Consider the following 10,669-nt stretch of genomic DNA (forward strand, 5'->3'; position numbering starts at 1 on the left):
GCGCGCGGGCAGTCTGGGCGGGGCGGGCGCGTCCGACCAGCCCCCGGCGGGATCGCTGGCCGGAGCGCGGCGGCGTGCCCCGTGTCACACGCCCCGTCGGCGCGGGCCGAGGCGGCGGTTCCTTCCGGGCCCGCGCGACCCTACAGTGCCAAGGCCATGAACAACCCGCTCGACTTCGTCACCGGCTCCACGATCGTCCTGGTCGTCCTGCTGTTCGTCGCCGTGCTGACCGCCACGCGCGGCATCCGCACGGTTCCTCAAGGAGAGGTCTGGACGGTGGAACGCTTCGGCGCCTTCACCCGCATGCTCTCCCCGGGGCTGAACTTCATCATCCCCTTCATCGACGGCATCGGCCGGCGGGTGAACGTGCAGGAACAGGTGCTCGACATCCCCGAGCAATCCGTCATCACGCGGGACAACGCGACCGTCGCGGTGGACGGCATCGTCTACTACCGCGTCATGGACCCGGCGAAGGCGGCCTATGCGGTGCAGGACTTGGCCGTGGCGCTGACCGCGCTGACCATGACCAACATCCGCGCGGTGATCGGCGAGATGGAGCTGGATGCGACGCTGTCGGGGCGGGAACGCATCAACTCCTCCCTTCTTGCCATCCTCGACGGCGCGACGGACCCTTGGGGCGTGAAGATCGCGCGCGTCGAGATCCGCAAGATCGAGCCGCCCGAGAACCTGATCCGCGCCATGAACCTGCAGATGACGGCCGAGCGCGAGCGCCGCGCGACCGTCGCCAAGGCCGAGGGCGAGCGTGAGGCCGAGATCAAGCGCGCCGAGGGCGAGAAGCAGGCGCTGATCCTGCAGGCCGAGGGCCGCAAGGAAGCCGCCTTCCGCGACGCCGAGGCGCGCGAACGTTCCGCCGAGGCGGAGGCGAACGCCACGCGCATGGTGGCCGAGGTCGCCGCCGGGGCGGGCGGGGACGCGCTGCGCTACTTCATCGCGGACAAGTACGTGAAGGCGTTCGAGACGCTGGCCGGCAACACCGCGCAGAAGCTGGTGATCGTGCCGATGGAGAGCAGCGCGCTGGCCGGCGGCATCGCGCAGGCGATGGAATTGCTGCGCGGGCCCGATGGCGGCGCGCCCCGCCCGCCGCGCCCGCCCGCGCCGCCGAGCACGGAGGTGGCGTCGCCATGGATGCCCCGCTGATCTGGATCCTCGCCGGGCTCGTCCTGCTCGGCGCGGAGGTGATGCTCCCGGGGGTCTTCCTGCTCTGGATCGGGCTCGCGGCGATCGGCACGGGGCTGGTCCTGTTCGCGGTCGCACCGCCCTTCTGGGTGGCAGTGGCGGTCTTCATCGCGCTGCTCGCGGCGGGCATCGCGGTGGCGCTACGGCTCAAGCGCGCCGAGCATCCGCGGCCGCGCGTCAACACGCCCGATGCGGGCCTGGTCGGGCGCTTCGGCGTGCTGACCGAGCCCGGCGCGGCGGGACCCCGCGTGCGCGTGGGCGATTCCGACTGGGCGGCGCGCCTGCCGCGCGATGCGTCCGAGACGCCGGCCGGCACCCGCGTGCGGGTGGAAGGCGTGGATGGCACGACGCTGGTGGTGCGGCCGGACTGACCCGCGGCGCGGGCTTGTCCCGCATCAAGGCGGCGGCGGTAGCATCACGGCATGGTGAGCCCTAACGGAGGGACACCATGACCGCATCGGCAACGACCATTGAAGGTGGGCACGCCAGCCGGCTTTTCCTTGTCGCCAATGGCAGCCACGGCAAGGCCTATCTGAAGCGCCTCGGCGAGACCGGCTACGACGCCGTCCTGGCCTGGGACGCGCCCGATGCACGCAGGAAGGACGCCGAACAGGGCGAGGACCGCCCGGGCCGCACCTTCCCCACCGCTGGCTCCGCGACCCGCAGCGCCATGGAGTACGACGGCAAGGACGACAGTCCGAAGGAACATGCCAAGCGCGACCTGGCGAAGCGCATGGCCGAGGACATCGCGGCTGCGCTGCGCGCCGGCACGGCGCAGAGCCTCGCCATCGTCGCCCCCGCGCCCGTCGCCCATGCCGTGATCGACCACCTGCCACACGAACATCGCCGGGCGCTGGCGGGGGAGGAGCACCACGACCTGACCGCCCTGCCGCTGGCCACGCTGTTCGAGCGGCTGGACGCGCTCCGTCACGGAGTGTGACAGGCCTTGACCCTGGCGGCGGCCCGGGCCACGTCGAAAGAGCCATGGAACCGAACCGACGCCCGCCCATCATCGACATGACGCCGGAAGGGGAGTTCCGCGACCCCGTCCCGCCGCGCGCCATGGGCACGCTCGACCGGATTCTGGCGCGCGTCGGCGCGGCCGGCATCCTGGTCGCGACGATCGCGATCGGGCTGGTGCTGGCCGGGCTCGCCATCCTGGCCATCGGCATCCTACTGCCCATCGCGCTGGTGGCGGGCGCGGTCGGCGCGGGCTCGCTCTGGTGGCGGATACGCCGGGCCCGCCGCATGGGCGCGCCGCCTCCCGCCGGCGTGCGCTTCGTCGTCATCCGCCGCTGAGCCTCGCCACCATCGCCGCGCGCCGATAGGGTCCCGCCCCTGGGGAATCGGGAGGTATGGCGCATGGCGCTCTGGGTCCGCTTCGCGCGCGGCGACGGCAGCGAGGGCTTCGGCACGCTGGACGAGGCCGGTGGCACCATTGCCGTGCATGCCGGCGACATGTTCTCCGGCGCGGACCCGACCCGGGAGAGCATCCCGCGCGACGGGCTTCGCCTGCTCGCCCCGGTGCGGCCTGGCAAGTTCATCGGCCTGTGGAACAATTTTCGCGAGCTCGCAGCCAAGACAGGGGCGGCGATTCCCGAAGGGCCGCTCTGGTTCCTCAAGGCGGGCACCAGCCTGCTCGACCCCGAGGGCACCATCCCGCCGCCCCCCGGCTATGCGGGCAAGATCCTGTATGAGGGCGAACTCGGCCTGGTGATCGGCCGGCGCTGCAAGGACGTGTCCGAGGAGGAAGCGGCCGGCGCCATCTTCGGCCTGACCGCGGTGAACGACGTCACGGCGCTCGACATCCTCAACGCCGATCCGGCCTTCCCGCAATGGGCGCGGGCGAAATCCTGCGACGGGTTCGGGCCGGTGGGCCCGGCGATCGCGACGGGGCTCGACTGGTCGGCGCTGCGCGTCCAGGTCGCGCTCAACGGGCGCGTGCGGCAGGACTACCCGGCGTCCGACATGATCCTGCCGCCGGCGCGGATCGTTTCCCTGTTGTCGCGCGAGATGACGCTGGACCCCGGCGACCTGATCGCCTGCGGGACGTCGGCCGGCGCGCTGCCGATGCGCCCGGGGATGGTGGTGGAGGTGACGATCGCGGGGATCGGCAAGCTGCGCAACGTGATGGGCGGTGCGGCCTAGGGACGTATTCGATCAGCCGGGAACGGCCGCTCGGGCGAACGGAATCCGACCACGCTGATCCGGCGTGGTCGCGTGGTGCGGCGGCGCCCTATTCGGCCGCCATCGGCACGCCGCCGGCGCGCAGGCCGAACACCTCGGCGAGCAGTGTGTAGGAGCGCCGTCGCGCCGCGGCATCGTGGCAATGGGTGATGACGGCGAATTCCGCCACGCCGCCATGCTCGGCCGACAGCGCCTCGAGCTTCGCCTTCACCTGTTCCGGCGTGCCGACCATCGCCGCGGCGCGCATCCGTTCCAGCCGCGCGAGCTCGAGGTCGTTGTAGGGATGCGCCTCCGCTTCCTCGACGCTCGGCAGCGGGAGATACAGGCCGCGGTCGCGCTTGAGCCGCCACAGCTCGCGGGATCGGAACAGCCGCTTCGCCTCGGCTTCCGTATCCGCCACCAGGCAATAGACGCCAAGCGCGGGGTTCGGCGCGGCGAGGCGCCCGGGCATGTCCGGCTTGGGCTGGAAACTCTCGCGATAGACCGCGATTGCCTGTTCCGACCCACCGCCATCCGAGAAGAAATGCGCGAAGCAGTAGGGCAGGCCGAAATAGCCCGCGACCTGCGCGCCATAGTCGGAGGAACCCAGGATCCACATCTCCGGCCGCGTCTCGACCGCGGGCTGGGCGACGATGCTGCGGAAGGGGTGGTTCTCCGGCAGCCCGTCCCCGTGCCAGCCGAGCACTTCCATCACCTGCGCGGGGAAGCGGTCCGCGGCTTCGTTGGCGTTGGGGTTCAGCGCGAATGCGGTGCGCCCGTCCGAGCCCGGCGCGCGGCCGACGCCGAGGTCGATGCGGCCGGGCGCGATCGCCTCCAGCACCCGGAACTGCTCGGCGACCTTCAGGCTCGAATAATGCGGCAGCATCACCCCCGCGCTGCCCACGCGGATGCGCTCGGTGGTCGCGGCGATGGCGGCCATCAGCACCTCCGGCGCCGTGCCGGCGTGGGAGGCGCTGTTGTGATGTTCCGCGCACCAGTAGCGTCGGAAGCCCAGCGCGTCGCAATGGCGGGCCAGCGCCAGCGTCTCGCGGATCGCCTCGCCCGGCGTGCGGCCGGCGGCGACGGAGGATTGATCGAGGACGGAGAGGGTGAAGCCGCTCATTTCCCGCATATGGTAGCGCGTTCCGGCGGCTGGGGGAGAGGGATGGACGAGGCGGGCTTCATGCGGCGGGCGATCGCGCTCTCCTGCCAAGGCGTGGCGGAAGGGGGCGGGCCCTTCGGCGCCGTGGTGGTCAAGGACGGGCGGATCCTGGGGGAGGGGCGCAACGCCGTGGTGCCCTCCCGCGACCCGACCGCGCATGCCGAGGTGGTGGCGATCCGCGCGGCGTGCGCCGCACTCGGCACGCATGATCTGTCGGGTGCCGTGATCTACACGAGCTGCGAGCCCTGCCCGATGTGCCTCGGCGCCGTCTGGTGGGCGCGGATCACCGAGATCGTCTACGGCAACGACCGCGCGGACGCGGCCGCGATCGGCTTCGATGACGCGGCGATCTACGAGGAGGTCTGCCTGCCCATCGCGCAGCGCCGCCTGCCGCTGCGGCGGCTGCTCGGCACGGAAGCCATCGAGGCCTTCCGGCTGTGGGAGGCGAAGGCGGACAAGGTGCGCTACTGAGGCCGCGTCCGGCCGGGTGACGCCGCGTAGCGGTTCCAGCCGGCCGCACGACGTTCTAGCCTCGATCCCGCCGGCACCGCCGCCGGAGGAGCCACCCCGCCTCGTGACTGCGCCCCCGCCAGACGCTCGCCTATTCGCCGTCTCCGGCCTGCGCGGACCTGCGGAGGCCGCCGCCATTGCCGCCGCGCTCCGGAGCTTCGACCCGGCCGCGCGAATCTGGACCGACCCGGCGCAGGGCATGGTCGCGGTCGCATCGACGGCGCCCGCCAAGGCCCTGAGCGCAGCCCTCGCCAATGCAGGCTTTCCCGCGCGCCCCACCGGTGGCCGCCGCGGCAGCCTCGGCCGAAGCCTGCTGTTCGGCCTACTGCTCGGCGTGGGCGGCGTGGTCGCGGGGTTCGTGCTGGGCTGGGTGGTCGGCCTCGGCCTCTACGCGACCAACCCGGAATGCAGCCGGCCGGGATCCTGCACGCTGATGGCGCCGGTCTTCGCCGTGCTCGGCGCGGTCGTCGGCGGGCCGGTGGGGCTCGTCGCGGGCCTGGTGCTGGGCGCGGCACGCCGCTACGGCCGCTGACACAGGGCGCGGTCTTCCGCGTCGGACATGTCGGTGCCCGGAAGCCACATTCGCGTGAACAAAACGTCTCGTTCGTCGAAATGACTTGGCCGCTACCGCGCTGTCGCCTCAAATAGGAGAACAGACAACGGAACAGATACAAACATGTCCATGCGTGCCATCCGCCTCGGCCTCCTCGCGGCGGCAACCTTCCTTGCGGCCGGACTCCCTGTCGCCCAGGCACAGGTGCACACCGTCCAGGGGTGCAACACCAACATCCGCTTCATCAACCAGACGAACCGGATCGTGACGCAGCTGTTCTACAACCCGTCCAGCACCAGCGACTGGGGCCCGGACAGGCTCGGGGCCAACGTCATGCGCCCGAACCAGTTCTCGACCGTGCGCCTGTCGCGCGCCGTGCCTTATGATTTCCGCTTCGTGCTCGACAACGGCGCATCGGCGGAACTGCGCCGGGTGAATGTCTGCGCGGTCAGCGACCTGATCGCCACGCCGCAGGGCCTGCGGGCGCGCTGACGTCCGACCCGCGCGCAGGGGGGCGGTGTCCCCCCGCGCGCCGGTGACGGCCGCGCCTACAGCGCCGCGGCAGCCTCCAGCACCTGGGCCGCATGCGCCTCGGGCTTCACCTTTCGCCACAACTTCACGATCGTGCCGTCGGCGCCGACCAGGAACGACGTGCGCTCCATGCCCATGTAAGTCTTCCCGTACATCGACTTCTGCACCCACACGCCATAGGCCTCGGCGACCGTGTGGTCCTCGTCCGACGCCAGCGGGAATTCCAGACCGTACTTCTTCGCGAACTTCTCGATCGGCGCCATCGGGTCGGGGCTGACGCCGATCACCTCGATCCCGATCTTCCCCAGCGCCGGCAGCGCCTCCTGCACGCCGCAGGCCTGCTTGGTGCAGCCCGGCGTATCCGCCTTGGGGTAGAAATAGATCAAATATGGCTTGCCCTTCAGCGCGGCGGAGGAGACCTCCCGCCCGCCGCTCGCCTTCATCTTGAAGGCAGGTGCCTTCTTGCCCTCGGCCAGTTCGGTCATTCGCGATCCCCGCTGCTCTCGGGGCGGCCGAGGCGTCGCTCGAACACCGCGCGCACCTCATTCGCCCGCCGCGCCATCTGTGCCTGCAATGCCGGGAGGTCAACCGGCCCCTCCTCCGGGCACAGGCGCCGGCACGCGTTCAGCAGCGCGGCGGCGACGCTGTCGGGCAGCGCATCGTCCCGCCAGCGGCCGACGGTCAGGCGCAACAGGCCGCTGATGGACCGCCACATCCGCTCCGCGCCGACCAGCGCGGCCGCCTCCTCCGCCTCCAGCGCGCCCGCGGCGGCGAGGTTCGCGATCGCCGTCCGTGTCGTCGTCGCCAGCACGCCCGGATGGCGGCGCGCGTGCACCAGTTGAAGCGCCTGGGCGACGAACTCCACCTCCACCAGGCCGCCACGGCCGAGCTTGACGTCCCAGGGTCCGTCGGGGGGAAGGTCGCGCAGCATCCGCCCGCGCATGGCCAACGCGTCCGGCACCGCCTTCTCCGCCGCGTCGGGGCGCAGCAGCGCGGCGCGGATCGCGGCCTCGATCTTGCGCTTGAGCACCGGCGGGCCGGCGACGACGCGCGCGCGCGTCAGCGCCATGCGTTCCCAGGTCCAGGCTTCCTCGGCGTGATAGCGCTGGAAGGCGGAGAGCGAGACGGCGACCGGTCCCTTCGAGCCCGAGGGCCGCAGCCGCATGTCCACCTCATAGAGCTTCCCCTCCGCCCCCGGCGCGGTGATGGCGGCGACCATCTGGTGCGCGAGGCGGGTGAAATACGTGCTGACCGGCAGCGGCCGCGGCGCGGGCTGCCCGCGGCGCGCCTTGCCCTCGCTCGCCTCGGCCCCGGCCGCGTGGTCGTAGATCAGGATCAGGTCGAGGTCGGAGCCGGGCAGCATCTCCCGCCCGCCGAGCTTGCCCAGCGCGACGACGGCGAGCGCGCCGCCCTTCACCTTGCCGTGCCGCTCGGCGAAGGCGCCGGCGATGTGGGGCAGCAGGCCGACGATCGCGGCATCCGCCAGGTCGCTGCGCGCCTCGCCGGCCGCATCGATGTCGAGCGTGCCTTCGAGCGTGGCCGCGTCGATCTCGAACTTGCCTTCCAGCACGAGCCGCCGCGCGGCTTCGAGCGCTTCCTCGAGGTGCCGGGCGTCCTTGAGCAGCGCGGGCAGCGTCGCCGCCGCGTTGCCGACCGTCCCGCCCGCGCCCACCAGGAGCCCTTCGAGGGCCGCGGTGTGGCGCGACAGATGGTCGGCCAGTTGCGGCGCCGCTCCCAGGATGCCCGCAAGCCGGTCAAGCAGCGGCGGGTTGCGTGCGAGCAGACTCAGCACCTGCACCCCGGCGGCCAGCCGGGCGAAGACGCCATCGAGCCGTGCGACCGCCGCGTCCGGGTCGCGCTGCTTCGCGAAGGCCGCGAGAAGCGAGGGCATCAGCGCGGTCAGCAATTCGCGCGCCCGCTCGCTCCGCGTCGCGCGCGTATGGCCGTGGTGCCAGCCGCGCACCATCGCCGCGATGGTCGATGGCCCCGCATAGCCCATGGCCGAGAGCGTCGCGATCGTCGCCGGGTCGTCCTCCACGCCGGTGAACACCAGGCTGCCCTTCGTCTCCTCCGAGGCGAGCGTCGGCTCGGCCTCGAACATCCGCCCGTAATGGCGCTCGACGCGCTGGAGATGCGCAGTGAAGGCGGCCCGGAACGAATCCGGGTCGGCGAAGCCGAGGAAGGATGCGATGCGCGCGACGCCTTGCGCATCCTCGGGCATCCTGTGCGTCTGCCGGTCGGCCACCATCTGCAGGCGATGTTCCAGGTTGCGCAGGAACACATAGGCATCGGCGAGGTCGGCCGCGGCCCGCCGTTCGATCTTGCCCGCGGCGGCGAGGGAGGAGAGCGCGCCGAGCGTGGTCGGGTCGCGCAGCCCCGGGTCGCGCCCGCCCCAGATCAGCTGCAGCACCTGGGCGGTGAACTCGATTTCCCGGATGCCGCCCCGGCCGAGCTTCACGTCATGGCCCTCGAGTTGAACCGTCGCGTTCGCACCCTTCGCACCCTTGTGAGCGTGGATCTGTCGCTTAATGGAATGAATGTCGGCGACCGCCGCGAAGTCGAGATGCCGGCGCCAGACGAAGGGGCGGATCTCGCGCAGGAAGGCCTCGCCCGCGGCGCGGTCGCCGGCCACGGGCCGCGCCTTGATCATGGCCGCGCGTTCCCAGTTCTGGCCCATGCTCTCGTAGTAGACGATGGCGGCCGGGATCGAGACGGCGAGCGGCGTGGCCGCCGGGTCTGGACGCAGGCGCAGGTCGGTGCGGAAAACATATCCCTCCGCCGTGCGTTCTTCGAGCAGGCGGACCATGTCCCGGGCGATGCGGACGTAGACGGCGCCCGCGCGGTCGGCATGGTAGGCTGACGCCGCCGGATCGTAGAGCACCATGAGGTCGACATCGGACGAATAGTTCAGTTCCCGCCCGCCGAGCTTGCCCATGCCGAGGACGACGAGGCCCGAATTGCGCCCGACGATGCGCGGGTCGGCGCGCGCGGCGCCGGACAGGCGGAGTTCGCCCCGCGCCGCCGCGTCGCGCAGCAGATGCGCGCAGGCCGCGTCGATCGCTGCCTCGGCCAGGTCCGACAGCGCGCCCGTGACCTTGTCGAGCGGCCACAGCCCTGCGATGTCGGCGACGGCCGCCACCAGCGCGCCCTGCCGCTTGGCCTGCCTCAGCGTGGTCGCGACGGCGGCGCGCGGCGTGTCCGGATCGATCCGCGCCAGCGGGTCGAGCACGCGCCCCATCATCGCGTCGGGGCCGCGCTCGGCCAGGGCGAGCAGGGCGGCGGACTCGCGTTCGGCAAGGTCGGCGAGGTAGGGGCTGTGCCCGGCGAGTGCCGCGAGCAGGGCCCCTCCCGCCTCGCTCGTCGCGAAGTCGCGCTCGGCTGCGCCGCGCTCGGCGAAGCGCTCGCGCAGGATGGCGACGGCGGCGGGGTCGAAGGGGCGGGGCAGTCGCTCGGGCGCGAAGCAGGCCGTCATGGGGGGGCAGGGAACAGGTGAGGCGGGTGGCGGGTCAAGCCGGACGGATTCTGGGGCGGTTCCTCCGCCTCGCGGCGGCGCTCGCGGTGCTGGCAGGGCTCGGCCTCGCGGCGCTCGCCTGGCGGCTGGAACAGGGCCCGCTGCCGATCGCCTGGCTCGCCCGCCAGGCGGAGGAGGCGTTCAACGCCGGCGCCGGCCGGACGCGGGTGCAGATCGGCGAGGCGTCGGTCGCATGGTCCGGCTGGCGGGAGGGTCACCGCTCGCCACTCGAATTCACGCTCCGCCGTCTCCGCGCCGTCGATGCCGATGGGGCCGTGCGGGCGGACCTGCCCGACGCGGCGGTTTCGCTGTCCCTGTCGTGGCTGCTGCGCGGCGTGGTGGCGCCGCGTGCGCTCGAACTGCGCGGGCTGAGCCTGCATGCGCATCGCGCTGCGGATGGCGGCTTCCGCTTCGACCTCGGTTCCCTCGTCGAAGGGGCCGAGGTGCCCGACGCGGCACCGGGCGACGCCGCGGCGCTGTTCGCGACGCTGGCCGAACTGATGCTCCCGCCATCGGAGGCGACGCCGCTCGCCGCGCTGCGCCGCGTCCGCATCCTCGATGCGCGGCTCGATGTCCTCGACGCGCAGCTCGGCGGCGGCTGGAGTGCCGAAATCGGCGCGCTGACCCTGACGCGGCGCGAGGGCGGGGGGATCGACCTTGCCGGCACCGGCGCCGTTCGGGTGGGGCATGAGAGGGTCGCGCTTCGCCTGTCGGGGCATCTGGAAGGCACGACGCGGCGCGGCAGCCTGACGCTCGCCGTGCCGGCGGTGCAGCCGGCGGCGCTGGCCCGCTCGGCGCCGGCGCTCGCACCGCTCGCGGCACTCGATGCGCCGGTCATGCTCGCCTTCGATGTCAGGCTGGACGGGTTCACCCTGCCGCGCATGGCGCTGGCCAGGCTGCGGGCCGGGCCGGGGCGCATCGACCTTGGCGATCATGGCGCGCTGCCGATCGCGGCGCTGGAGGCCGACCTGACGCTGGCCGACGACACGCTGCGCGTGGAGCGCGCCGTGCTGCGGCCCGCGCCGCCCGCGCCGCCTGC

At 72.5% G+C, this 10,669-nt stretch carries 11 protein-coding genes and 1 pseudogene; 9 read left to right on the forward strand and 3 right to left on the reverse strand.

Annotation, left to right across the window (positions count from 1 at the left end; translation table 11 throughout):
- The first annotated feature begins 156 nt into the window (after positions 1-156).
- From HW577_RS13300 to HW577_RS13320, 5 genes are all read left to right on the forward strand, one after another.
- Entirely contained in the window at positions 157-1,158 is a 1,002-nt protein-coding gene (locus tag HW577_RS13300; RefSeq protein ID WP_198376620.1) for an SPFH domain-containing protein, read from the forward strand.
- Positions 1,143-1,568: an NfeD family protein gene (locus tag HW577_RS13305; protein WP_198376621.1), complete on the forward strand. Its 426-nt coding sequence runs from the start codon at positions 1,143-1,145 to the stop codon at positions 1,566-1,568. Before HW577_RS13300 ends, HW577_RS13305 begins: the two co-directional genes overlap by 16 nt.
- 77 nt (positions 1,569-1,645) lie before the next feature.
- On the forward strand, positions 1,646-2,137 hold the full coding sequence (locus HW577_RS13310) for a host attachment protein (RefSeq protein WP_198376622.1): 492 nt from the start codon (positions 1,646-1,648) through the stop codon (positions 2,135-2,137).
- Between the two features lie 44 nt (positions 2,138-2,181).
- A complete protein-coding gene (locus HW577_RS13315) occupies positions 2,182-2,496 on the forward strand; it encodes a hypothetical protein (protein WP_198376623.1) in 315 nt (104 codons plus the stop codon).
- 63 nt (positions 2,497-2,559) lie between these two features.
- On the forward strand, positions 2,560-3,345 hold the full coding sequence (locus tag HW577_RS13320) for a fumarylacetoacetate hydrolase family protein (RefSeq protein WP_198376624.1): 786 nt from the start codon (positions 2,560-2,562) through the stop codon (positions 3,343-3,345).
- Positions 3,346-3,433: 88 nt separating this feature from the next.
- Here HW577_RS13320 and HW577_RS13325 read toward each other — a convergent pair whose 3' ends face one another.
- Positions 3,434-4,486: an LLM class flavin-dependent oxidoreductase gene (locus HW577_RS13325; RefSeq protein ID WP_198376625.1), complete on the reverse strand. Its 1,053-nt coding sequence runs from the start codon at positions 4,484-4,486 to the stop codon at positions 3,434-3,436.
- Positions 4,487-4,528: 42 nt separating this feature from the next.
- Here HW577_RS13325 and HW577_RS13330 point away from each other — a divergent pair, with 42 nt between their 5' ends.
- The 3 genes from HW577_RS13330 to HW577_RS13340 all read left to right on the forward strand — a co-directional run bounded on the left by HW577_RS13330 (position 4,529) and on the right by HW577_RS13340 (position 6,080).
- Positions 4,529-4,996, forward strand: a complete 468-nt coding sequence (locus HW577_RS13330) for a nucleoside deaminase (protein WP_198376626.1) — start codon at positions 4,529-4,531, stop codon at positions 4,994-4,996.
- 103 nt (positions 4,997-5,099) lie between these two features.
- Entirely contained in the window at positions 5,100-5,567 is a 468-nt protein-coding gene (locus HW577_RS13335; protein ID WP_198376627.1) for a hypothetical protein, read from the forward strand.
- Positions 5,568-5,711: 144 nt separating this feature from the next.
- The gene (locus HW577_RS13340; protein WP_198376628.1) at positions 5,712-6,080 is read left to right on the forward strand and encodes a hypothetical protein; all 369 of its coding nucleotides are present in this window, start codon (positions 5,712-5,714) and stop codon (positions 6,078-6,080) included.
- Between the two features lie 56 nt (positions 6,081-6,136).
- On the opposite strand, the gene bcp is transcribed toward HW577_RS13340, so the two are convergent.
- The gene (gene bcp, locus HW577_RS13345; protein ID WP_198376629.1) at positions 6,137-6,604 is read right to left on the reverse strand and encodes a thioredoxin-dependent thiol peroxidase; all 468 of its coding nucleotides are present in this window, start codon (positions 6,602-6,604) and stop codon (positions 6,137-6,139) included.
- On the reverse strand, positions 6,601-9,591 hold the full coding sequence (locus HW577_RS13350; RefSeq protein WP_198376630.1) for a bifunctional [glutamine synthetase] adenylyltransferase/[glutamine synthetase]-adenylyl-L-tyrosine phosphorylase: 2,991 nt from the start codon (positions 9,589-9,591) through the stop codon (positions 6,601-6,603). Before HW577_RS13350 ends, bcp begins: the two co-directional genes overlap by 4 nt.
- Before the next feature lie 26 nt (positions 9,592-9,617).
- Here HW577_RS13350 and HW577_RS13355 point away from each other — a divergent pair.
- A pseudogene (locus tag HW577_RS13355) lies at positions 9,618-10,669 on the forward strand (hypothetical protein); the annotation flags it as partial.

Origin of the sequence: Neoroseomonas rubea (assembly GCF_016106015.1) — a bacterium.
Lineage (GTDB): Bacteria > Pseudomonadota > Alphaproteobacteria > Acetobacterales > Acetobacteraceae > Neoroseomonas > Neoroseomonas rubea.

What these genes read in the sequence shown, in the direction of transcription:
- HW577_RS13300 (WP_198376620.1), top strand. Translation starts at nt 157, where the DNA reads ATGAACAACCCGCTCGACTTCGTCACCGGCTCCACGATCGTCCTGGTC.
- HW577_RS13305 (WP_198376621.1), top strand. Translation starts at nt 1,143, where the DNA reads ATGGATGCCCCGCTGATCTGGATCCTCGCCGGGCTCGTCCTGCTCGGC.
- HW577_RS13310 (WP_198376622.1), top strand. Translation starts at nt 1,646, where the DNA reads ATGACCGCATCGGCAACGACCATTGAAGGTGGGCACGCCAGCCGGCTT.
- HW577_RS13315 (WP_198376623.1), top strand. Translation starts at nt 2,182, where the DNA reads ATGGAACCGAACCGACGCCCGCCCATCATCGACATGACGCCGGAAGGG.
- HW577_RS13320 (WP_198376624.1), top strand. Translation starts at nt 2,560, where the DNA reads ATGGCGCTCTGGGTCCGCTTCGCGCGCGGCGACGGCAGCGAGGGCTTC.
- HW577_RS13325 (WP_198376625.1), bottom strand. Translation starts at nt 4,486, where the DNA reads ATGAGCGGCTTCACCCTCTCCGTCCTCGATCAATCCTCCGTCGCCGCC.
- HW577_RS13330 (WP_198376626.1), top strand. Translation starts at nt 4,529, where the DNA reads ATGGACGAGGCGGGCTTCATGCGGCGGGCGATCGCGCTCTCCTGCCAA.
- HW577_RS13340 (WP_198376628.1), top strand. Translation starts at nt 5,712, where the DNA reads ATGTCCATGCGTGCCATCCGCCTCGGCCTCCTCGCGGCGGCAACCTTC.
- bcp (WP_198376629.1), bottom strand. Translation starts at nt 6,604, where the DNA reads ATGACCGAACTGGCCGAGGGCAAGAAGGCACCTGCCTTCAAGATGAAG.
- HW577_RS13350 (WP_198376630.1), bottom strand. Translation starts at nt 9,591, where the DNA reads ATGACGGCCTGCTTCGCGCCCGAGCGACTGCCCCGCCCCTTCGACCCC.